The organism is Pseudomonas sp. Pseusp16, assembly GCF_047324915.1.
GTDB lineage: Bacteria > Pseudomonadota > Gammaproteobacteria > Pseudomonadales > Pseudomonadaceae > Aquipseudomonas > Aquipseudomonas fluorescens_CD.
Genome location: NZ_CP168522.1, coordinates 4544713 through 4566852 on the forward strand (window position 1 = coordinate 4544713; position 22140 = coordinate 4566852).

Consider the following 22140-nt stretch of genomic DNA (forward strand, 5'->3'; position numbering starts at 1 on the left):
AACGCAAAACGCCAACCCGAAGGTTGGCGTTCTGTTCAGCGCAGGCGCGGCTTAGCGCGGCACGACCGGCTTGCGAGCCGGCTTCGGCCCCTTGCCCTTGGCCGCTTCCTTGCGCTCCTTGGCCGCCTGCTGGTTGCGGGCGAACGCCGCAGCCTTGGCCTGTTCGCGCTTGTCCCACGGATTGCCGCCATCGCTGGCACGCGGTGGCAGGCCAGTGTGCTGGGTGAGGATCTTGGTGGTCTTTTCCTTGGCCACTTTATGGCTGCCGGCCGGCGTCGAATTCTTGCGACGGGCGCTCTGGTAGCTGTCGGTCGATGGCTGGTGCAAAGGAATCAACTGGTTCTTGCCCGGCCCGATCAGGTCGGCGCGGCCCATGCGGGTCAGAGCCTCACGCAGCATCGGCCAGCCTTTCGGGTCGTGATAACGCAAGAACGCCTTGTGCAGACGACGCTGCTCTTCGCTCTTGACGATGGTCACCGCGTCACTCTTGTAGGTGACCTTGCGCAGCGGGTTCTTGCCCGAGTGGTACATCGCGGTGGCGGTGGCCATCGGCGACGGGTAGAACGCCTGCACCTGGTCGGCACGGAAGCCGTTGCCCTTGAGCCACAGGGCCAGGTTCATCATGTCTTCGTCGGTGGTGCCCGGGTGGGCGGCGATGAAGTACGGAATCAGGTACTGCTCTTTCCCGGCTTCCTTCGAATACTTCTCGAACATGCGCTTGAACTTGTCATAGCTGCCGATGCCCGGTTTCATCATCTGGTTGAGCGGACCTTCCTCGGTGTGTTCCGGGGCGATCTTCAGGTAGCCACCGACGTGGTGGGTCACCAGTTCCTTGACGTACTCCGGCGACTCGACCGCCAGGTCATAGCGCAGGCCGGAAGCGATCAGGATTTTCTTCACACCCGGCAACTCACGGGCACTGCGGTACAGCTGGATCAGCGCCGAGTGGTCGGTGTTCAGGTTCGGGCAGATGCCAGGGAACACACACGATGGCTTGCGGCACGCGGATTCGATTTCCGGGCTCTTGCAGGCGATGCGGTACATGTTCGCGGTCGGGCCGCCGAGGTCGGAGATCACGCCGGTAAAACCCGGGACCTTGTCGCGAATCTCTTCGATTTCGCGAATGATCGATTCGTGGGAACGGTTCTGGATGATCCGGCCTTCGTGCTCGGTGATCGAGCAGAAGGTGCAGCCGCCGAAGCAGCCACGCATGATGTTCACCGAGAAACGGATCATCTCGTAGGCCGGGATCTTTTCCTTGCCGTACGCCGGGTGCGGAATGCGCTGATAAGGCATGCCGAACACGTAGTCCATTTCTTCGGTGGTCATCGGAATCGGTGGCGGGTTGAACCAGACGTCCACTTCGCCGTGCTTCTGCACCAAGGCGCGGGCGTTGCCCGGGTTGGTCTCCAGGTGCAGCACGCGGTTGGCGTGGGCGTAGAGCACCGCGTCGTTGCGGACCTTTTCCACCGACGGCAAACGGATAACGGTCTTGTCGCGGGTCATGCGCGGGCTGGCCAGGATCTGCACGACCTTGGCTTCCTGCGGATCCTCGACCGGGCCCTTCTCCTGCTCGATGGCGCAGGCGGCGGTGTCCTGGGTGTTGACGTACGGGTTGATGATCTTGTCGATCTTGCCCGGACGGTCGATACGCGTGGAATCGACCTCGTACCAGCCTTGCGGCGTGTCACGACGGATGAACGCGGTGCCGCGCACGTCGGTGATGTCTTCGATCTTGTGACCATAGGACAGGCGCTGGGCAACCTCGACGATGGCCCGCTCGGCGTTGCCGTACAGCAGGATGTCGGCGCTGGCGTCGATCAGGATCGAGTTGCGCACCCGATCCTGCCAGTAATCGTAGTGGGCAATGCGGCGCAGGGACGCTTCGATGCCGCCGAGCACGATCGGCACGTGCTTGTAGGCTTCCTTGCAGCGCTGGCTGTAGACCAGGCTGGCGCGGTCCGGACGCTTGCCGGCCAGTCCGCCCGGTGTGTAGGCATCGTCGGAACGGATTTTCTTGTCGGCGGTGTAGCGGTTGATCATCGAGTCCATGTTGCCGGCCGCGACACCGAAGAACAGGTTCGGCTCGCCGAGCTTCATGAAGTCGTCTTTGGACTGCCAGTTCGGCTGGGCAATGATCCCGACGCGGAAGCCCTGGGACTCCAGCAGCCGGCCGATGATCGCCATGCCGAACGACGGGTGGTCGACGTACGCATCACCGGTGACGATGATGATGTCACAGGAATCCCAGCCGAGCTGATCCATCTCCTCCCTGCTCATGGGCAGGAACGGCGCTGGCCCGAAACATTCGGCCCAGTACTTGGGATAGTCAAATAACGGCTTGGCTGCTTGCATGTCGATAACCGGTGTTGGCTTTCATTGAATTTCGCGGGCGCGGAATATAGCACAAATTTTGACCAATTCCGACGGCCATGGTCGGAAATTGTGGCGACCCTATCGCGGGCAATCCCGCTCCCACAGGGATCACGCCAAACCTGTGGGAGCGGGCTTGCCCGCGATGAGGCCCTGTCAGGCGATGAAGATCTTACTCGTCGTCATCGAAGTTGTAGCTGCCCGGCGCCAGGTTCTCGAATCGGGTGTATTTACCGATGAAAGCCAGGCGGATAAAGCCGATCGGGCCGTTCCGCTGCTTGCCGATGATGATCTCGGCAATGCCCTTGTGCTCGGTTTCCGGGTGATACACCTCGTCGCGATAAACGAACATGATCACGTCGGCGTCCTGCTCGATCGCTCCGGATTCCCGCAAGTCGGAGTTCACCGGGCGCTTGTTCGGCCGCTGTTCCAGGGAACGGTTGAGCTGCGAGAGCGCCACCACCGGGCAGTTGAATTCCTTGGCCAGGGCTTTCAGGGATCGGGAGATCTCGGAAATCTCGTTGGTCCGGTTGTCACCGCTGGAACCCGGGATCTGCATCAATTGCAGGTAGTCGATCATGATCAGGCCGACATCGCCATGCTCACGCACCAGGCGACGGGTCCGGGCGCGCATTTCCGACGGGCTGATGCCGGCGGTATCGTCGATGAACAGCTTGCGGTCGTTGAGCAGGTTGACCGCCGAGGTCAGGCGCGGCCAGTCGTCGTCTTCCAGCTGACCGGAACGGACCTTGGTCTGGTCGATGCGTCCCAGGGACGACAACATACGCATGATCAGCGATTCGCCTGGCATCTCGAGGGAGTAAACCAGGACAGCCTTCTCGCTGCGCAATACGGCGTTTTCCACCAGGTTCATCGCAAAGGTGGTTTTACCCATGGACGGACGGCCGGCGACGATGATCAGGTCGGCTGGTTGCAGGCCGCTGGTCTTCTCGTCGAGGTCGGTGTAGCCGGTGGACAGGCCGGTAATGGCGTTGTCGGTGTTGAACAGGGTGTCGATGCGGTCGATGGCCTTGGTCAGCAGGTCGTTGACGCCCACCGGTCCACCGGTTTTTGGCCGGGCCTCGGCGATCTGGAAGATCTGGCGTTCGGCTTCGTCGAGAATCTCGGCGGCGGTGCGGCCTTCCGGGTTGAAAGCGCTGTCCGCGATTTCAGTGCTGATACCGATCAACTGGCGCAATGTCGCCCGTTCACGAACGATCTGCGCATAGGCCTTGATGTTGGCGACGGACGGGGTGTTTTTCGCCAGCTCACCGAGGTAACCGAGGCCGCCGACTTGCGAAGTCTGACCTTCCTTGTCCAGTTGTTCGGACAGGGTCACGACGTCGATCGGCATGTTCTGATCGGCCAGCTTGGCGATCGCACGGAAAATCAGGCGGTGGTCATGTCGATAGAAATCGCCGTCGGAGACTTGATCGAGCACGCGTTCCCAGGCGTTGTTGTCCAGCATCAGACCACCGAGTACGGCCTGCTCGGCCTCGATGGAGTGCGGCGGCACCTTCAGGGCGGCGGTTTGCAGATCGTATTGCTCGGGAGCGGAGATATCGTTCATGGCCACTTGTGTTTTGGGTGATGAAAAGCAGGGGGTTCAGAAAGACAAAGGGCACGACCTGTAAACAGGATCGTGCCCGATGTTACCGGCAAGCACCCGAGGGTGCCAGCCGACAAGTGCTGCTTAAGCTGCTACCACGACAACGCGTACGGTGGCTTCAACTTCGGCGTGCAGGTGCACGGCTACGTCGAATTCGCCTACGTTGCGGATGGTGCCGTTCGGCAGACGAACTTCGCTCTTCTGCACTTCAACGCCGGAGGCGGTCAGTGCGTCAGCGATGTCGTGAGTACCGATCGAACCGAACAGCTTGCCTTCGTCGCCAGCGGTGGCAGTGATGGTCACTTCCAGCTCGGCCAGTTGGGCAGCGCGGCTTTCAGCCGATGCTTTGCGATCTGCTGCAGCTTTTTCCAGCTCGGCACGACGCTCTTCGAACGCAGCCAGGTTGGCTGGGGTCGCAGCGGTAGCTTTGCCGTAAGGCAGCAGGTAGTTACGACCGTAACCAGCCTTAACGTTCACTTTGTCACCCAGGTTGCCCAGGTTGGTGACTTTTTCCAGAAGGATCAGTTGCATGTGAAAATCCTCTTAACTTTTAACCTTCACCGTTCGCGTTATCGGCATCTTTCGGTGCCGAACGACCGCGAAAATCAATCAGGCTGTCGACGATGGCCAGGACCACCAGCAACGGATAGATCAGCTGCATGAACAGCAACAGCGTCACGTACAACCCCACCAGCCAGAACCTGGCCAGTCGTTTCTGCGCCACCAGCCCGTGAATCAGGGCCAGCCCGGCGAACACCAGCGGTACGCTGCACAACGGCGTCAACATGGCCATCTGCGAGCCGATGTTCGGCCCCAGAAGCATGCACGCCAGCAGCAACATCGCCGGCAACAGCGGGAAGCGGATGGCGCGAAACTCGCGACCAAAACCGCCCGGGTTGTACAACAACGCCTGCCAGTAGCGCCCGACAAGCAGGCTCAGCAAGCTGACGATTTGCAACAACGCCGCAATCAGGCCGGTCAGGACCGGTGCAATCAGGGACGCGAAACGCGCTTGTTCGTCTACCGACATCTTCTGGTAGACATCACCGAGTAGCGACGGCATGACCTTGATCAAAGCCTGCGCCAGCATCTCGATCTGGGGAGCAAAAGCTGTCCCCAACACCACTGAAAACACCACTCCCATCGCTATGCTGACCAGCAGCACGCGGTTCCAGGACTCGCTTGCGCGCAAAACCAACGCAAGGCTCGCAGACCCCAGCAGCACCAGAAGTGCCCGTGGGTCGTCGGAGTACAGCCACCAGACCAATGCCGGCAGCAGTCCCAGAGCAAGAACGCCAAGGGCGTCCCTCAATCCGCGCCGCAGGAGCACAAGGCATCCGGCGGCAGCACCCAACCAATACAGCAACGGCATCGCCGCGCATCCAGCCACTACGAGAGTGGCCTGCATACGGCCGCGCATGATGAACTCAGCTATGGCCCGCATGCATTCAATCCTTTGCTACGAGTCGACTGCCCGGTCTCAGCGGCCGTGGCTGTCGGTGTAGGCCAGCAGGGCCAGGAAGCGGGCGCGCTTGATAGCGGTGGCCAGCTGACGCTGATAACGAGCTTTGGTACCGGTGATGCGGCTTGGAACGATTTTGCCGGTCTCGGATACGTAGGCTTTCAGGGTGTTGAGATCTTTGTAATCGATCTCTTTCACGTCTTCAGCGGTGAAGCGGCAGAATTTACGACGACGGAAGAAACGTGCCATTTGATAGGCTCCTTAAAAGGTCCGTGGATTACTCGTCAGCGTTATCGCTGTTGTCGCTGTCATCACTGTCAACGCTTTCAGCGCCTTCGTGCTCAGGACGGTCGCGACGCTCACGGCGCTCACTGCGGTTTTCTTCAGCCTTGAGCATCTCGGACTGGCCGGTAACGGCTTCGTCGCGACGGATGACCAGGTTACGGATCACTGCATCGTTGTAGCGGAAGTTGTCTTCCAGCTCGGCCAGGGCCTTGCCAGTGCACTCAACGTTCAGCATCACGTAGTGAGCCTTGTGAACATTGTTGATTGCGTAGGCCAGTTGACGACGGCCCCAATCTTCCAGACGGTGGATTTTGCCGCCGTCTTCTTCGATCAGCTTGGTGTAACGCTCAACCATGCCGCCGACTTGCTCGCTTTGATCCGGGTGGACCAAAAAGATGATTTCGTAATGACGCATGAATGCTCCTTACGGGTTGTAGCCTGCCGCTCAAAAGCGGTCAGACAAGGAGTGAATGACACTTATGGACTTGCGTGGGTAAGGCACATGAATGCCTGCCGTCACAGCAAGGGGCGCAATTGTAGAGAAGGGGCGAGGGAGGCGCAAGGTAATTGGTGATTATTTGAACAAACCTCGACACCCAAAAGCACTGTAGGAGCGAGCTTGCTCGCGAAGGTCGTCAACGATAACGAGGGGAAGCTGATGCCCCGCGGTGATCTTGAGTCCTTCGCGAGCAAGCTCGCTCCTACAAGTCGGTCGTGCGCCAATCAGGCTTTCTTGGCGGCCGCTGCGGCTTTCGCACCGCGCTGACGCCGCGCCTCGAACAGGCACACGCCAGTCGCTACCGACACGTTGAGACTGCTGACGCTACCGGCCATCGGCAGATGCACCAGGTAGTCACAATGCTCGCGGGTCAGGCGACGCATGCCCTTGCCTTCGGCACCCATGATCAGGATGGTCGGCCCGGTGAGATCCTGGTCATACAGACTGACTTCGGCCTCCCCCGCCGTACCGACAACCCACAAGCCACGCTGCTGGAGCTTTTCCAGGGTGCGCGCCAGGTTGGTCACGGCCACCAGCGGAATCACTTCCGCCGCACCGCAGGCAACCTTTCGCACTACCGGCGTCAGGGTCGCGGACTTGTCCTTCGGCACGATCACAGCCAGTGCACCCGCCGCATCGGCAGAACGCAGGCAGGCGCCGAGGTTGTGCGGATCGGTCACGCCGTCGAGCACCAGCAACAACGGGGCGCCCTCGGTACGATCAAGCAGTTCGTCGAGCATCGCCTCGCCCCAGACCTGGCTAGGACTTACGTCCGCCACCACGCCCTGGTGCACGCCTTCAACCCAGGCGTCCATTTCACGACGCTCGGCCTGGCCGATCTGGACACGGTTTTCGTTGGCCAGTTCGATCAACGTCTGCACCCGCGGATCACCGCGACCTTCGGCCAGCCAGATCTGCTTTACGCGTTTCGGGTGATGACGCAACAACGCTTCTACAGCGTGTACGCCGTAGATCTTTTCCAACTGACTCATGGCTTGGCCTTAGGTTTACGCGCCCCGCCAGTCTTGGCTGGAGCCGAGCCCGCTTTTGGCGGACCTTTACGATGTTTGCTCGGTTTGGCTGGTTTGCCGCCGACAGCCTTGTCAGGCGCCGACCGGCTGGTCTTTCCCCCAGACGCCGCTTTACCGCCGCTTTTCGCACCGGCCAGCAACGCCTGTTTCATTTCACGACTCTTGCGCACTTCGGCGTTTTTCGCCGCCGCATCGCTTGGGCGATAGGCCTCGACAGCCTTTTCCTTGGCAGGACGACGACCGGTTTTCGCCGGGGCCGGTTCTGCGACTGTTTTTGTAGAGAGGGCCGCAGGTGCTGCCGCTTCCGTGCCACGCTTTTTGCGACCGATCGGCGCGCTGATGGTTTTTTCAGCCATCTCGAAGTCGATCTTGCGTTCGTCGAGGTCGACGCGCATGACCCGCACTTCCACGGTGTCGCCAAGGCGGAAACTGCGACCGGTACGCTCACCGGCCAGGCGGTGGTGCACAGGATCGAAGTGGTAGTAATCGCCCGGCAGCGCAGTGACGTGCACCAGGCCTTCGACGTAGATATCGGTCAGCTCGACGAACAGACCAAAACCGGTCACCGCGGTGATCACACCCGGGAACGATTCGCCCACGCGATCCTTCATGAACTCGCACTTGAGCCAGTTCACCACGTCGCGGGTCGCTTCGTCGGCACGGCGCTCGCTCATCGAGCACTGCTCGCCGAGCTGCTCCAGGGCCGCTTCGTCGTACGGATAGATGCGCGCCTTCGGAATCGTCATCGCACCGGCACGACGAACGTGCGGGGTGTCCTGCTTCGAATGGATCACGCTGCGAATCGCCCGGTGCGTGAGCAAGTCCGGGTAGCGGCGGATCGGCGAAGTGAAGTGCGTGTACGCCTCGTAATTCAGGCCGAAGTGGCCTTGGTTATCGGCGCTGTACACCGCCTGGCTCAACGAACGCAGCATGACGGTCTGGATCAGGTGGAAATCCGGACGATCCTTGATACCGGCCAGCAGTGCCTGGTAATCCTTCGGCGACGGACCATCCTTGCCTTTGTGCAGGGACAGGCCGAGCTCGCCGAGGAAGGCGCGCAGCTTTTCCAGGCGCTCCGGTGGCGGACCATCGTGAACGCGATACAGCGCAGGGATTTCGTGCTTTTTCAGGAACTCGGCGGTGGCCACGTTGGCCGCCAGCATGCATTCCTCGATCAGCTTGTGCGCATCGTTGCGAATGGTCGGCCGGATTTCGGCGATCTTGCGCTCGGAACCGAAGATGATCCGGGTTTCCTGGGTTTCGAAATCGATCGCGCCACGTACGTGACGGGCGGCCAGCAATACCTTGTACAGCGAGTAGAGCTGCTTGAGGTGCGGCACCACGTCGGTGTATTCACCGCGAAGCTTGCGCGCCTCGGTGGCTTTCGGCGTTTCCAGCATCGCGCTGACCTTGTTGTAGGTCAGGCGGGCATGGGAGTGGATCACCGCTTCGTAGAAGCAGTAGTCGGTCATCTCGCCGGATTTGGAGATGGTCATCTCGCAAACCATGGCCAAGCGATCGACTTGCGGGTTCAGCGAGCACAAACCGTTGGACAGCTGCTCAGGCAGCATCGGAATCACGCGCTCGGGGAAGTACACCGAGTTGCCGCGAACCTGCGCCTCGGCATCCAGCGCCGAACCGAGCTTCACGTAGCTGGATACGTCGGCAATCGCCACGTACAGCTTCCAGCCGCCGGAGAACAGGCGCAGCTTGCCCGGACGGGCTTCGCAGTAGACCGCGTCATCGAAGTCGCGGGCATCTTCGCCGTCGATGGTGACGAACGGCAGATGACGCAGGTCGATACGCTTCTCTTTGTCTTTCTCTTCGACTTCCGGCTTGAGCTTGCCGGCTTCCTTGAGCACGGCCTCGGGCCAGACGTGGGGAATGTCATAGGTACGCAGGGCAACGTCGATCTCCATGCCCGGCGCCATGTAATTACCCACGACTTCAACCACGTCGCCTTGCGGCTGGAAGCGTGGCGTCGGCCAGTGAGTGATCTTCACTTCGACGAACTGACCGATCTGCGCGTTGGCGTTACGGCCCGGTGTGACCAGCACTTCCTGCTGGATCTTCGGGTTGTCGGCAACGACGAAACCGATACCGCCCTCTTCGAAGTAGCGACCGACGATGCTTTCGTGGGCGCGGGACACCACTTCGACGATCATGCCTTCGCGGCGACCGCGACGGTCCAGGCCGGATACACGGGCCAGGGCACGGTCACCGTCGAACACCAGACGCATCTGCGCCGGGCTCATGAACAGGTCGTCACTGCCGTCGTCCGGCACCAGGAAGCCGAAGCCGTCGCGGTGACCGCTGATGCGGCCCAGGATCAGGTCGAGCTTGTCCACCGGCGCATAAGTGCCGCGACGGGTATAGATGAGTTGAGCATCGCGCTCCATGGCGCGCAGGCGGCGGCGCAGGGCTTCGATCTGGTCTTCCGTGGTCAGACCAAACTCTTCGACCAGTTGCTCGCGGTTAGCAGGCGAACCTCGATCAGCAAGGTGCTGAAGGATCAGTTCGCGGCTAGGAATGGGGTTTTCATATTTTTCCGCTTCACGAGCGGCCTCGGGATCGAGGGACTGCCAATCGGCCATTAGAGAGTTTTCACCTTGTCTATATGCGGGTTAGTTTGGCATAGGCGTAATGAAACGGGAAATTTCAAGCTAAGACGACCCATCTAAAGCCCTGTATCGACACATCAAAGCTGAATTGCAGACCGCTGGTGAATTTTTTCAGGTTTTTTTGAGGCCGGGGGTTTACAGTTAAAAAGACGCTCCGTATAGTGCGCGCCATCGACGACGCAGACGTTGCCGATAATGCCCAGATGGTGAAATTGGTAGACACGCCAGCTTCAGGTGCTGGTGACCTTACGGTCGTGGAAGTTCGAGTCTTCTTCTGGGCACCAATTTCGAGCTTGAGATTAGATCAATTTCAAGGCTCACACAAAAACCCGCGAAAGCGGGTTTTTGCATTTTAGCCCCCTGGTTTATTAATTTTAAAATCAGGGGTTTACAGATCAAAACGCTCTCCGTATAGTGCGCCACATCAACAGCGGCAACGCTGAAGATGAATGCCCAGATGGTGAAATTGGTAGACACGCCAGCTTCAGGTGCTGGTGGCCTTACGGCCGTGGAAGTTCGAGTCTTCTTCTGGGCACCAATTCAAATTCAAGGTTACGGCCTTGGATTTCACAAAAACCCGCGAAAGCGGGTTTTTGCGTTTCTGGCATTTGAAAACACGTCTCCCCCCCTCTCCCTGTAGGAGCGAGCTTGCTCGCGATGCATGCTCAGGCGACGCATTTCTTCAGACAACCCTCGATTACGTTCACGTCCATCGCGAGCAAGCTCGCTCCTACAAGGGATGTGAGCCAATTAGCAAACATATGCCAGCCACCGCAAGGCGCATTTGAGAAACAATATCGTTTATCATTGTTGCAAGTTTTTGCAATGCGACAGTGAGGAACCCTGCGAATGATGTTTCGAAATACCCTGCGCCGCGGCCTGACCATTACCCTGCTTGGCCTGGCACTCGCCACTCCCCTCACCCAAGCCGCCGACCCGGTTTCCCTGACTCTCTACAACGGCCAACACAAGGAAGTCGGCGACGCAGTCGCCAAAGCCTTCGAAGCCAAGACCGGCATCCACGTCAATGTGCGCAAAGGCAGCAGCAATCAGCTCGCCAGTCAGATCGTCGAAGAGGGCGATCGCTCCCCCGCCGACGTCATCTACACCGAAGAGTCGCCGCCACTGAACAAACTCGGCGAACAAGGCCTGCTGGCCAAGACGGATGACGCCACACTGGCCGTTCTGCCCAAGGAATACGTGGCCGGCAACGGCACCTGGATTGGCGTGACCGCCCGGGTGCGCGTCGTCGCCTTCAACCCGAAGCTGATCGATGAAAAAGACTTGCCCGCCTCGGTGATGGATTTCTCCAACCCCAAATGGCAAGGCAAAGTCGGCTTCGTGCCCACCAGCGGCGCCTTCCAGGAACAGGCCGTCGCGATCATCAAGGTGCACGGCATGGACGCCGCCGAAGAATGGCTGACCGGACTGCGCGCATTCGGCAAGACCTACAGCAACAACATGGTTGCACTGAAAGCCGTGGAAAATGGCGAAGTGGCCACTGTGTTGGTCAACAACTACTACTGGTTCGCCCTGCAGCGTGAAAAAGGCCAGCTCGACTCGAAGCTGCATTACTTCACAGGCGGCGATGTCGGCGGGCTCATCACCGTTTCCAGTGCAGCAGTCCTCAAATCCAGCAAACACCCCCAGGAAGCACAGCAATTGCTCGCCTATATGGCCAGCGAGGAAGGCCAGCGCGTGATCACCCAGACCACCGCCGAATACCCTCTGCACAAAGGCATGGAATCTGATCGCGGGCTCAAGCCATTCAGCGAACTGCAGGCGCCGAACGTGACGCCAGCCGACCTCGGCAATGCCGAAGAAGCCCTGGACCTGGAACGCGACGTTGGCTTGAACTGATGAGCGCATCGCTATCTGTCGCCAGCCTGCGCCGCAAGCGTCCCCCCATAGGGTTGGTGTTGCCGGTATCGCTGCTGGTCGTACTCAGCTTCCTGCCGCTGGCCTATGTCGGACTCAAAGCCTGGCAAGCAGGCTGGGCCCAAGCCTTGCACCTGCTGTGGCGGCCCTACGTATTCGGCCTGCTGCGCAACACCCTTGCATTGATGCTGGGCGTCACCCTCGCCTGCGGCGTGATCGGCCTGTCACTGGCGTGGCTGCTCGAACGCAGCAATCTGGCGGGACGCAGGATTTGGGGTGTAATCCTGTGCCTGCCGTTTGCCGTACCGGCCTTTGTCAGCAGCTTCACCTGGGTTTCGCTGAGCGCGCACTTTGAGGGGCTCGGCGGGGCGATCCTGGTGATGAGCCTGTCCAAGTACCCGCTGATTTTTCTGCCTGTGGCGGCAACCCTGCGCAACCTTGATCCATCCCTTGAAGAATCGGCCCGCACCTTGGGCCAGAATCGCTGGGGAGTGTTTTTCCGCGTCACCTTGCCCCTGCTCTGGCCATCGTTGCTGGCGGGCTCGCTGCTGATTGCGCTGCACATGCTGGTGGAGTTCGGCGCCCTGTCGATCATCGGCTTGCAAACCTTCACCACGGCGATCTATCAACAGTTCGAGCTGGAGTTCAGCAATGCCAACGCGGCGATGCTCTCTGCCGTACTGCTGACGCTGTGCCTGGCGCTGCTGTGGCTGGAGCTACGCGTGCGCGGCAAGGGTCGACACGTGCGCACCGGCCAGGGAGCGGCGCGACACGCGGAACAGGTTCAACTGGGGCCATGGGCAGTGGCGGGACAGCTTTATTGCCTGCTGCTGGCAATCATTGGCAGCGGGATTCCGCTGGGCATGCTGGCCTACTGGCTGGCGGTGGGATCATCGGCAGCCTTTCCCGTGGCGGCAATCGGCGAAGCATTGCTGTCATCCCTCGCACTGTCGCTGGGAGGCGCGGGGTTTTGCCTGGTGCTGGCGGTGCCGGTCGGCCTGCTGGTCGTACGCTACAAAGGTCAACTGGCGATCTGGGCCGAGCGCTTGCCGTATCTGCTGCACGCCCTGCCAGGACTGGTCATTGCCCTGGCCCTGGTGTATTTCGCCCTGCACTACGTGCCGATGCTCTACCAGACTTCGGCGTTGCTGCTCATCGCCTACGCCCTGTTGTTTCTGCCACTGGCCCAGGCACCGATCCGCACCGCCCTGAACAAAGCGGCGCCGCAACTTGAAGAGGCGGCACGTACGCTGGGCGCCTCATCATTCAGCGCTTTTTGCCGAGTGACACTGCCGATTATCTTTCCGGCGCTGGGGGCGGCCTTTGCGCTGGTGTTCCTGGATGCGATGAAGGAACTGACGGCGACACTGCTGCTGAGCCCGACCGGACTCAATACCTTGGCGACAGAGGTGTGGGCGCATACCGCGAATGTGGAGTTTGCGGCGGCGGCACCTTATGCGGCGCTGTTGATTCTGGTGTCGGGATTGCCGGTTTATCTGCTGACGACGCGGATGTATCTGAGTCGCTGAGATCGCCTTCGCGGGCAAGCCCGCTCCCACACTGGATCTGCTGTGAACTCACTATTTGTGAACAGCAGAGATTAAATGTGGGAGCGGGCTTGCTCGCGAAGGGGTCGGGCCAGGCAACCCGTCAAGCCCTGAACTGCCCCAGGCTCGCCTTCAACTGCGCCGCCAGACCATCGAGCACCTTGCCGCTCGCCGTGGTCTCCACGACAGCCTGCGCCGCTTTCTCGGCCTGGGCGTGAATGGTCTGGACCCGCCCTCGCACGGCCTGCGCGCCCTGCGCCTGATGCGCCGCAGCCTGGGTAGCCAAACCGATCGCCGCGTGGACCTGCTCGACGGATGCCTGCACCGACTGCTGCAACCGGGCACTGTCGCGCAGCACCAGCAAACCTTCACTGGCCTGGCGCCCGGCCTGACCAATCGCTGCCACCGCCTCACGCGCACCTTGCTGCAACGCAACGATGTGCGCCTGAATATCGCCGGTGGAGCTCTGCGTCTTGCTCGCCAGCGCCCGCACCTCATCTGCCACCACCGCAAACCCGCGCCCGGTCTCGCCGGCACGCGCCGCTTCAATAGCCGCGTTCAGCGCCAGCAGGTTGGTCTGTTCAGCGATGCCGTGAATTACCGTCAACACCACTTCGATCTGCTCACTTTGCTGTGCCAGGCGCTCGATCACTTGCGCACCGGTGTTGACCTGACCCGCCAACTCCTCGATCAGGCTGCCGACTTTCGCCGAGGTCCGGGTGTTTTCGTCGGTAGCCTGACGAATGTCCACGACCTGCTTCAGCGCCGCCTGCATGGCGTGGCTTTCCGACTGCGCTTCATCAGCCATCTGCGACAAGGCACGCAAACTCTCCGCCACCTCGTCGCGCTGCATGCCTGCCGCCGCATCCGCACCGGCATTGCGCAAGGTCATGGCGCCAATTTCCACACCGGTACGCTGGGCCACATCGCCCGCCTCGCGCACGATCGGCTGCAACTTATCCACAAAGCGATTGACCGCCGAGGCCATGTCGCCGATCTCGTCCTTGCTGTTGATCTGCACACGCTTGGTCAGATCGCCCTCGCCCGCCGCCAGGTCATCCATGGCAACGATCAGCATTTTCAGGCGATTGACCACTCGGCGACCGAGCACCACCGCCAACAACAGCAAGACACCGAAACCCACCACCGCCAGACACACACCGATACGCCAGCGCAATGTCGCGGCCGCTTCCTGTACGGTGCCGGTGGTGTTGGCTTTCATTTCAGCCGCCGTGGACTGAGCCGACTGCAGACGCGAACGCATGGCCGCTGCGCTGTCGGCGGCCGCGCCCTTGAGGCTGTCGCCCACCAGTTGATCGCTGCTGGCGATCAAGGCCGCGAAGCGCTTGTCGAGGGCCGCGAGATCAGTCTCCACCGAAGCAGTCGAGACCCCCATCAGGACCTTGCCGATTTCCACGCCATTGGGGTTGATCGAAGCCTCGACGTAGAAGACCGAAGGGTCGTTTTTCGCCGCATCCAGCACCTTGTCGAGCGCCCGCTCGCCCTGGCCTTTTTCCAGCAGTGCCTTGTTGATCGGGTTTTCCCGGTTGAGGTAGCGCGTCAGGTGCTGGCCAGTGGCGTCGTCATACACCACGAACAGCACACTGGGATTGCGCTGGGCCCGGCGGGCGAACTCGGACAGTGTCGGAACGTCGTTGTCCCACATGGCGCGGGGCGCGACTGAAGCCAGAAGCTGTGCCATGTCGCTGGCGGAGTCCTTCAGGTCCTTTTCCAGGGTCGAACGCAATTGCGCCTGCTCTTCCTCAAGACGTGAGGATAAACCGGCCGTGAGGCGCTGGCGTGTACTGGTAGAGAGGCTGTCCAGACTGGATGTGACTTCGCGCCCTGCCTGCTCGAGCTCAGCGGAGAGCTTTTGGCTGTCCGCGCCCAGGCGCATGCCAAGATCGGCTTCCAGCGCGGTCACCGTGCTCCGGGTCAGAGCAACAGCCACCAGCACCTGCACCAAAAGGGCGATACCCAGGGTAACGAACACGGGCCGCAACAAACGGCTTTGTAACAATGAGAGAACGGCCGACATCTGAAATCCCTCTGCTTTGGCGCCATTAAATTGATAGCACGCCGGAAGCAATGCTTTTTTAATGTTCACAGCAAAGGTCATGCCGTTCGACAGGCATAAACGACAAAGGCCCCGATTAAGGGGCCTTTGTGTTTTACATCAACGACTTATCAAGCAAACGGATGACGCAGAACGATGGTTTCGTTGCGGTCAGGACCCGTCGAAATAATGTCGATCGGCGCGCCGACCAACTCTTCGACGCGCTTGATGTAGTTGCGTGCAGCCTGCGGCAGCTCTTCCAGAGTCTTGGCGCCGAGGGTGGATTCTTTCCAGCCCGGCATCTCTTCGTACACTGGCTCCAGGCCGATGTAGCTGTCGGCATCGGTCGGTGCGTCGATCACTGCACCGTCAGCGTTCTTGTAGCCAACGCAGATGTTGATGGTTTCCAGGCCGTCCAGCACGTCGAGCTTGGTCAGGCACAGGCCCGAGATGCTGTTGACGTCGATGGCGCGACGCAGGATGACAGCATCGAACCAGCCGCAACGACGGGCACGGCCGGTGGTCGCACCGAACTCGTGGCCACGCTTGGCCAGGAATGCACCCACGTCGTCGAACAGCTCAGTCGGGAACGGACCCGAGCCAACACGGGTGGTGTAGGCCTTGGTGATGCCGAGGATGTAATCCAGGAACATCGGGCCAACACCCGAACCGGTAGCGATACCGCCAGCGGTGGTGTTGGAGCTGGTGACGTACGGGTAGGTACCGTGGTCGATGTCCAGCAGGGAGCCCTGGGCGCCTTCGAACATGATGTCTTTGCCGGCGCGACGCAGGTTGTGCAGCTCGGCAGTGACGTCCAGCATCATCGGCTTGAGCAGCTCGGCGTACTCCATGCACTCGTCCAGAGTCTTCTGGAAGTCGATGGCTGGCTCTTTGTAGTAATTGACCAGTACGAAGTTGTGGTAATCCAGCAACTCGCCCAGCTTGGCGGCGAAACGCTCGCGGTGGAACAGGTCGCCGATGCGCAGGCCGCGACGTGCAACCTTGTCTTCGTACGCCGGGCCGATGCCGCGACCGGTGGTGCCGATCTTCAGCTCGCCACGGGCCTTTTCACGGGCCTGGTCCAGCGCTACGTGGTAGGACAGGATCAGCGGGCAGGAAGGGCTGATACGCAGGCGCTCGCGCACCGGTACGCCTTTCTCTTCCAGCTTGACGATTTCACGCATCAGGGCGTCAGGTGCAACCACCACGCCGTTGCCGATCAGGCACTGTACGCCTTCGCGCAGCACGCCCGACGGAATCAGGTGCAAGACGGTCTTTTCACCGTCGATCACCAGGGTGTGGCCAGCGTTGTGGCCACCCTGGTAGCGCACTACGGCGGCAGCATGTTCGGTCAGCAGATCAACGATCTTGCCTTTGCCCTCATCACCCCATTGGGTGCCCAGGACTACGACATTCTTACCCATAACACTTGTCCTCATTCGCGCAAACTTGGTGCCGGCGGCAGCCGGCAGGAAAACTCAAGAAGCCAGTGGCGATACTTGCCAAAGCCCGTTCTGCTGAATCAATTGCCGGTCGCAGTCCGCTTCACGGGCGGCGGCCAAAGGTTGTCCAGGCAAGGCCTGAACGACACGCTGACCCTCACTGCGCAACTGGCAAACCTGCTGCCAGAGTGCTGCATCCGTACTGTCAGGCATCCAGATACCGCCAGACGGTAGCTCGATCTCAGCACGCCCCAGGGTCACCAGGGTTTTCAAATCGGTGGAAAAGCCGGTTGCCGGACGGGCGCGACCGAAGTCGGCGCCGATGTCGTCGTAACGACCGCCCTGGGCAATGGACTGGCCAACACCCGGCACGAACACGGCGAACACCACACCGGTGTGGTAGTGGTAACCGCGCAGCTCGCCCAGGTCGAAATACAGCGGCAGCTCAGGGAAACGTACGGACAATCGCTCGGCAATCGCCAGCAGGTCGTCCAGCGCCGCCGTCACCTGCGCCGGAGCCTTGGCCAGGCGTTCACGGGCAGCCACCAGCACCTCACGACCACCGCACAGATCGACCAGTGCGCGCAGCATGGCTGACAGATCGGCCGGCAAGCCCTCGGTCAAGGTAATGACCTCGTCGATGGCCTTGCGTTGCAACGCATCGAACAACTGCTGTTCAACTTCACCAGACAAACCGGCGGCGCGGGCCAGGCCGCGATAGATGCCGACATGGCCGAGGTCCATGTGCACATCCGGCACATCGGCCAGTTGCAGCATGGCCAGCATCAGGCTGATGACTTCGACGTCGCTGCTCGGGCTGCCGTCGCCGTACAGCTCGGCACCCAGTTGGATCGGGCTGCGCGAGGACGACAAGGCACGAGGCTGAGCATGCAGCACGCTACCTGCATAACACAGACGGCTCGGACCTTCGCGGCGCAGGGTGTGCGCATCGATGCGCGCCACTTGCGGCGTGATGTCGGCACGGAAACCCATTTGCCGGCCCGATTGCGGGTCGATGACCTTGAAGGTCCGCAGGTCCAGGTCCTGGCCCGCGCCAGTCAGCAGGGATTCCAGGTACTCGATATGGGGAGTCACGACAAACTCGTAACCCCAGCTCTGGAACAGATCCAACACCTGACGACGCGCGACTTCAATACGCGCCGCTTCCGGTGGCAGTACTTCTTCGATGCCATCTGGCAGAAGCCAGCGGTCTACCGTTGCCATTACGCCTTCCCCTATATCCGGGCGACCAGCCTGTCGGCGAGCCTTGAGTGAAGCAGAAAATGATCAGCTCATACACAATCCACGCGCATGAGCGACGGAGCGAAAAGCCCTTCTACCGGCTTCGCCAACCACTTTCCTCGAAAAACTGTCGAGCCAATCGGCCCGGCGTCCGCTTAAAAACAGCAATCAAACATGCAGACGCAAAAAAGCCGGGAATTTCCCGGCTGCCGCATCATACACACGTTTTCCCAAAGGATCACCCCGCCAGAGGTTTTAGCCGCCCGGCGGGAGGATTCAGGTCAACGCCGTATCAAGGCTTGGCTTTTTCCAGGTAGTGGAAGAAGTCGCTGCTTGGGTCGAGAACCATGACGTCGGATTTGTTCGCGAAGCTTTCACGGTAGGCGCGCAGGCTACGGTAGAACGCGTAGAACTCCTGATCCTGACCGTACGCCTTGGAGTAGATCGCAGCAGCCTGGGCATCGCCGTCACCGCGAACCTCTTCGGATTCACGATAGGCTTCAGCCAGCAGCACGCGGCGTTGACGATCGGCGTCGGCACGGATGCCTTCGGCCAGCTCGTTACCCTTGGCGCGGTGCTCGCGAGCTTCACGCTCACGCTCGGTGCTCATACGCTCGAACACGCTGCGGTTCACTTCTTTCGGCAGGTCGATGGTCTTGACCCGAACATCGACAACTTCGATGCCCAGCTCTTTTTCAGCCATCTTGTTCAACGAAGCAGTAATGTCCGCCATCAGCGCATCGCGCTCACCGGAGACCACTTCGTGCAACGTGCGCTTACCGAACTGGTCACGCAGGCCCGACTCCAGACGACGGGACAGACGCTCGTCGGCGATCTGCTTGAGGCCGGAAGTCGCGGTGTAGAAACGCTCTGCGTCCTTCACGCGCCACTTGGCGAAGGCATCGACCATCACGGCTTTCTTTTCCAGCGTCAGGAAGCGTTGCGTCGGTGCATCCAGCGTCATCAGGCGTGCGTCGAATTTGCGCACCTGGTTAACGTAAGGCACTTTCACGTGCAGGCCTGGCTGAACATCGGTCTGGACCACGCGACCGAACTGCAGCAACACCGCACGCTCGGTCTGAGCCACGATGTAGAAGCAGTTCCAGGCTGCGATCGCCACGACGACGCCGACAATAAGGGCGATCAGCGATTTATTGCTCATCAGCGACTCTCCCTGGTACGTGCCTGCTGCTGCAGATCTGCTGCCGCACGCGTATTCGCTTCATTGCTGGTGGCTGCCGCACTGCTGCTCATCGGAGTGCTGGTGCTGCGACCACTTTCGACCATCTTGTCCAGCGGCAGGTACAGCAGGTTGCTCTGGCCGTTCTTGTTGCCGGTCACGAGAACCTTGCTGGTGTTGCTGAAGACTTCCTGCATGGTGTCCAGGTACAGGCGCTGGCGGGTAACTTCAGGCGCCTTGCGGTACTCGGCGACCAGCTTGGTGAAGCGGTCGGCCTCACCCTTGGCGCGCGAGACGGTTTCGTCACGATAACCGTTGGCATCCTCGAGGATGCGCTGGGCCTGGCCACGAGCTTCCGGCACGACGCCGTTGGCATAGGTTTCGGCCTGGTTGCGCGAACGCTGCTCGTCTTCCCGGGCACGGATCACGTCATCGAAGGCTTCCTGAACTTCGCGCGGTGCCGCTGCGCTCTGTACGTTGACCTGGGTAACGGTGATACCGGTGCGATAGGTGTCCATGAAGCGTTGCAGGCGCTCCTTGATTTCGCTGGCCATCAATTCACGACCTTCGGTCAGTACCTGATCCATTGCGGTGGAACCCACCACATGGCGCAAGGCGCTGTCGGTCGCGTGCTGCAGGCTGATTTCCGGTTGGTCGACGCTCAGCACGAAGTCCTGCAGGTTGCTGATCCTGTACTGCACGGTCAGTGGCACTTCGACGATGTTCTCGTCTTCGGTCAGCATCTGGCCCTGCTTGGTGTAGGCACGCTCGCGCGTGACGTTTTCCATGTACTTCCTGTCGATCGGCGGGAAGTAGATATTCAGGCCCGGACCCACGGTTTCGTAGTACTTGCCGAAGCGCAGCACCACGGCTTGCTCCTGCTCGTCGACGACATAAACCGCGCTGTACAGCCAAACGGCGGCCAGCACGACCAGGCCGATGCCGAGCAGGCCGCCAAAGCCGCCACTCTTGCCCGGACCACCGCCGTCGTCGCCACCACGTTTCTTACCACCACCGAACAAACCGTTCAGGCTTTCCTGCAGCTTTCGGAAGGCCTCGTCGAGATCTGGTGGTCCCTTGCGGTCGCCGTTGTTACGACGCTTGCCACCCCAAGGATCCTGATTATTCGAGTTGCCACCCGGCTCATTCCAAGCCATAGCGCTCTCCATCTGATAAAGCAAAGACGCACCCACGGCGCGCCGACCAATGCTACAGAATGCCTGTCACCACGACACAACCGCTTTCTCAGGCTTTTATTGCAAAGTGTGTTGCTCGATGAATTCCATCGGTTGCAAACCTTCGCGGCTCACCAGCCGATTCAATTCGGCCCGCGGCAAACGAACGGCCAGTAAACTGATGCCTTCGTCATCGTGTTCTTCTTTCTGTACCGCACCAAGTTCGAAAAACTGCGCACGCAGTCGAGCAAATCGGTTCGGCAATCGCAAGGTGCCAACAAACAATTCATCGCCAAGCAACTCGGCCACGGCCTGCTTGAGCAGGTCCAGCCCTGTACCGTCTTTCGCCGAAAGCCAGACCCGCTGCGGCTTGCCATCGGCATCCCGCTGGATCTGCGGCTCCACGCCCTCGAGCAAATCGAGTTTGTTATAGACCTCCAGGATCGGCAAGTCTTGAGCCCCGATCTCTCCGAGCACCACCATGACCTGTTCAATCTGGGCCATACGCTCGGGTTCATGAGAGTCGATCACGTGCAGCAACAGGTCGGAGTTGCTCGACTCTTCGAGCGTAGCCCGAAAAGCTTCAACCAGTTTGTGCGGCAAGTGACGAATGAAGCCCACGGTGTCTGCCAGCACGATCGGCCCGAGGTCCTCGAGTTCGAGTCGGCGTAGCGTCGGGTCGAGGGTGGCGAAGAGCTGGTCAGCGGCGAAAACGTCGGAATCGGTCACCGAGTTGAACAGCGTCGATTTGCCGGCGTTGGTATAACCCACCAGCGAAACCGTCGGAATGTCCGCCCGCTTGCGGCCACGGCGCGATTGCTCGCGTTGGCTGCGGACCTTTTCCAGGCGCCCCTTGATCTGCCGCAGGCGAACCCGCAACAGGCGCCGGTCGGTTTCCAGCTGGGTTTCACCGGGACCGCGCAGGCCGATACCGCCTTTCTGCCGTTCAAGGTGAGTCCAGCCGCGAACCAGCCGCGTACTCATGTGCTCAAGCTGGGCCAGTTCGACCTGGAGCTTGCCTTCATGGGTGCGGGCGCGTTGGGCGAAAATATCGAGAATCAGACCCGTGCGGTCGATCACGCGACACTCGAAAACACGTTCGAGGTTACGTTCCTGACTGGGCGTGAGGATGTGATTGAAAATCACCAGATCTACCTGCTCGGCTTTGACCAGGTCGCGCAACTCCTCGACCTTGCCGCTGCCAATCAGGTATTTGGCGGTTGGCCGATTACGCGGCACGTTGAAAAACGCGACGGTCTCGGCGCCTGCCGACATTGCCAACTCCTGAAACTCCTGCGGATCTTCGCGCGCCTCAGGGTCCTGACCATCCAAGTGAACGAGAATGGCTCGCTCACCACCACCGTGGCGCTCAAAGAACAAAGGAGACTCCTATCAGGCGTTACCTGGCTCAGCGTCACCTGCTTCGGATTCGGTTGCGCTAGGCAGACGAATTGGACGAACCGGCACCACTGTAGAGATCGCGTGTTTGTAGACCATCTGGCTGACGGTGTTTTTCAGCAGGATAACGAACTGGTCGAAGGACTCGATCGTGCCTTGCAGTTTGATACCGTTGACCAGGTAGATGGACACCCCAACTTTTTCTTTACGCAAAGTATTCAAGTAAGGGTCTTGTAGCGAATGCCCTTTTGACATGTGCCGCACTCCTTTAAGGATTCAATATAAAAAAATAGGTAAACAGATGGCTTTGGCCGCCACACCCCCAAGGATAGACGGCAATTG

17 protein-coding genes and 2 tRNA genes are annotated in these 22140 nt (G+C 60.4%); 4 read left to right on the top strand and 15 right to left on the bottom strand.

All coding sequences use genetic code 11. The annotated features are described in order from the left end of the window. Positions 1 to 51: 51 nt before the first annotated feature. The 8 genes from ACEN8Q_RS20660 to rnr all read right to left on the bottom strand — a co-directional run bounded on the left by ACEN8Q_RS20660 (position 52) and on the right by rnr (position 9853). Complete coding sequence (locus tag ACEN8Q_RS20660; protein WP_008016881.1) at positions 52 to 2355, bottom strand: YgiQ family radical SAM protein; 2304 nt, start codon at positions 2353 to 2355, stop codon at positions 52 to 54. Between the two features lie 190 nt (positions 2356 to 2545). Next, entirely contained in the window at positions 2546 to 3943 is a 1398-nt protein-coding gene (dnaB, locus tag ACEN8Q_RS20665) for a replicative DNA helicase (RefSeq protein ID WP_057397743.1), read from the bottom strand. Positions 3944 to 4066: 123 nt separating this feature from the next. Further along, a complete protein-coding gene (gene rplI / locus ACEN8Q_RS20670; protein WP_007973276.1) occupies positions 4067 to 4513 on the bottom strand; it encodes a 50S ribosomal protein L9 in 447 nt (148 codons plus the stop codon). Between the two features lie 19 nt (positions 4514 to 4532). After that, positions 4533 to 5426: a hypothetical protein gene (locus ACEN8Q_RS20675; protein ID WP_322615617.1), complete on the bottom strand. Its 894-nt coding sequence runs from the start codon at positions 5424 to 5426 to the stop codon at positions 4533 to 4535. 36 nt (positions 5427 to 5462) lie between these two features. Beyond that, the gene (rpsR, locus tag ACEN8Q_RS20680) at positions 5463 to 5693 is read right to left on the bottom strand and encodes a 30S ribosomal protein S18 (protein WP_002551829.1); all 231 of its coding nucleotides are present in this window, start codon (positions 5691 to 5693) and stop codon (positions 5463 to 5465) included. A gap of 28 nt (positions 5694 to 5721) precedes the next feature. Next, on the bottom strand, positions 5722 to 6144 hold the full coding sequence (rpsF, locus tag ACEN8Q_RS20685; RefSeq protein WP_007982042.1) for a 30S ribosomal protein S6: 423 nt from the start codon (positions 6142 to 6144) through the stop codon (positions 5722 to 5724). 308 nt (positions 6145 to 6452) lie between these two features. Continuing rightward, positions 6453 to 7220: a 23S rRNA (guanosine(2251)-2'-O)-methyltransferase RlmB gene (gene rlmB, locus ACEN8Q_RS20690; RefSeq protein ID WP_413425400.1), complete on the bottom strand. Its 768-nt coding sequence runs from the start codon at positions 7218 to 7220 to the stop codon at positions 6453 to 6455. Beyond that, on the bottom strand, positions 7217 to 9853 hold the full coding sequence (gene rnr, locus ACEN8Q_RS20695) for a ribonuclease R (protein WP_413425402.1): 2637 nt from the start codon (positions 9851 to 9853) through the stop codon (positions 7217 to 7219). Before rnr ends, rlmB begins: the two co-directional genes overlap by 4 nt. Before the next feature lie 224 nt (positions 9854 to 10077). Here rnr and ACEN8Q_RS20700 point away from each other — a divergent pair. From ACEN8Q_RS20700 to ACEN8Q_RS20715, 4 genes are all read left to right on the top strand, one after another. Further along, positions 10078 to 10164, top strand: a tRNA-Leu gene (locus ACEN8Q_RS20700). Positions 10165 to 10331: 167 nt separating this feature from the next. After that, positions 10332 to 10418: transfer RNA gene (locus ACEN8Q_RS20705), tRNA-Leu, on the top strand. A gap of 311 nt (positions 10419 to 10729) precedes the next feature. Further along, entirely contained in the window at positions 10730 to 11740 is a 1011-nt protein-coding gene (locus ACEN8Q_RS20710) for an extracellular solute-binding protein (RefSeq protein WP_413425404.1), read from the top strand. Further along, on the top strand, positions 11740 to 13287 hold the full coding sequence (locus ACEN8Q_RS20715) for an ABC transporter permease (protein WP_413703670.1): 1548 nt from the start codon (positions 11740 to 11742) through the stop codon (positions 13285 to 13287). Before ACEN8Q_RS20710 ends, ACEN8Q_RS20715 begins: the two co-directional genes overlap by 1 nt. Before the next feature lie 121 nt (positions 13288 to 13408). Here ACEN8Q_RS20715 and ACEN8Q_RS20720 read toward each other — a convergent pair whose 3' ends face one another. The 7 genes from ACEN8Q_RS20720 to hfq all read right to left on the bottom strand — a co-directional run bounded on the left by ACEN8Q_RS20720 (position 13409) and on the right by hfq (position 22053). Further along, positions 13409 to 15343 (bottom strand): methyl-accepting chemotaxis protein, encoded by a 1935-nt coding sequence (locus ACEN8Q_RS20720; protein ID WP_413703671.1) that lies wholly within the window; start codon positions 15341 to 15343, stop codon positions 13409 to 13411. Between the two features lie 149 nt (positions 15344 to 15492). Further along, positions 15493 to 16785 (bottom strand): adenylosuccinate synthase, encoded by a 1293-nt coding sequence (locus tag ACEN8Q_RS20725; RefSeq protein WP_008016891.1) that lies wholly within the window; start codon positions 16783 to 16785, stop codon positions 15493 to 15495. A 54-nt stretch (positions 16786 to 16839) separates the two neighbouring features. Continuing rightward, positions 16840 to 18027, bottom strand: coding sequence for an ATP phosphoribosyltransferase regulatory subunit (locus ACEN8Q_RS20730; protein WP_413425410.1), 1188 nt, complete (start codon positions 18025 to 18027; stop codon positions 16840 to 16842). A gap of 310 nt (positions 18028 to 18337) precedes the next feature. Then, on the bottom strand, positions 18338 to 19207 hold the full coding sequence (gene hflC, locus ACEN8Q_RS20735) for a protease modulator HflC (RefSeq protein ID WP_413425412.1): 870 nt from the start codon (positions 19205 to 19207) through the stop codon (positions 18338 to 18340). Next, positions 19207 to 20382 carry an FtsH protease activity modulator HflK gene (gene hflK / locus ACEN8Q_RS20740; RefSeq protein WP_413425414.1) on the bottom strand — a complete coding sequence of 392 codons (1176 nt, stop codon included), beginning with the start codon at positions 20380 to 20382 and terminating at the stop codon, positions 19207 to 19209. Before hflK ends, hflC begins: the two co-directional genes overlap by 1 nt. A 96-nt stretch (positions 20383 to 20478) precedes the next feature. Then, positions 20479 to 21780, bottom strand: a complete 1302-nt coding sequence (hflX, locus tag ACEN8Q_RS20745; protein WP_413425416.1) for a ribosome rescue GTPase HflX — start codon at positions 21778 to 21780, stop codon at positions 20479 to 20481. 12 nt (positions 21781 to 21792) lie between these two features. After that, positions 21793 to 22053 (bottom strand): RNA chaperone Hfq, encoded by a 261-nt coding sequence (gene hfq, locus ACEN8Q_RS20750; protein ID WP_007902656.1) that lies wholly within the window; start codon positions 22051 to 22053, stop codon positions 21793 to 21795. Positions 22054 to 22140 lie beyond the last annotated feature (87 nt).

Coding starts and splice junctions, on each gene's coding strand:
- ACEN8Q_RS20660 (WP_008016881.1), bottom strand. CDS start 2,355: ATGCAAGCAGCCAAGCCGTTATTTGACTATCCCAAGTACTGGGCCGAA.
- dnaB (WP_057397743.1), bottom strand. CDS start 3,943: ATGAACGATATCTCCGCTCCCGAGCAATACGATCTGCAAACCGCCGCC.
- rplI (WP_007973276.1), bottom strand. CDS start 4,513: ATGCAACTGATCCTTCTGGAAAAAGTCACCAACCTGGGCAACCTGGGT.
- ACEN8Q_RS20675 (WP_322615617.1), bottom strand. CDS start 5,426: ATGCGGGCCATAGCTGAGTTCATCATGCGCGGCCGTATGCAGGCCACT.
- rpsR (WP_002551829.1), bottom strand. CDS start 5,693: ATGGCACGTTTCTTCCGTCGTCGTAAATTCTGCCGCTTCACCGCTGAA.
- rpsF (WP_007982042.1), bottom strand. CDS start 6,144: ATGCGTCATTACGAAATCATCTTTTTGGTCCACCCGGATCAAAGCGAG.
- rlmB (WP_413425400.1), bottom strand. CDS start 7,220: ATGAGTCAGTTGGAAAAGATCTACGGCGTACACGCTGTAGAAGCGTTG.
- rnr (WP_413425402.1), bottom strand. CDS start 9,853: ATGGCCGATTGGCAGTCCCTCGATCCCGAGGCCGCTCGTGAAGCGGAA.
- ACEN8Q_RS20710 (WP_413425404.1), top strand. CDS start 10,730: ATGATGTTTCGAAATACCCTGCGCCGCGGCCTGACCATTACCCTGCTT.
- ACEN8Q_RS20715 (WP_413703670.1), top strand. CDS start 11,740: ATGAGCGCATCGCTATCTGTCGCCAGCCTGCGCCGCAAGCGTCCCCCC.
- ACEN8Q_RS20720 (WP_413703671.1), bottom strand. CDS start 15,343: ATGTCGGCCGTTCTCTCATTGTTACAAAGCCGTTTGTTGCGGCCCGTG.
- ACEN8Q_RS20725 (WP_008016891.1), bottom strand. CDS start 16,785: ATGGGTAAGAATGTCGTAGTCCTGGGCACCCAATGGGGTGATGAGGGC.
- ACEN8Q_RS20730 (WP_413425410.1), bottom strand. CDS start 18,027: ATGGCAACGGTAGACCGCTGGCTTCTGCCAGATGGCATCGAAGAAGTA.
- hflC (WP_413425412.1), bottom strand. CDS start 19,207: ATGAGCAATAAATCGCTGATCGCCCTTATTGTCGGCGTCGTCGTGGCG.
- hflK (WP_413425414.1), bottom strand. CDS start 20,382: ATGGCTTGGAATGAGCCGGGTGGCAACTCGAATAATCAGGATCCTTGG.
- hfq (WP_007902656.1), bottom strand. CDS start 22,053: ATGTCAAAAGGGCATTCGCTACAAGACCCTTACTTGAATACTTTGCGT.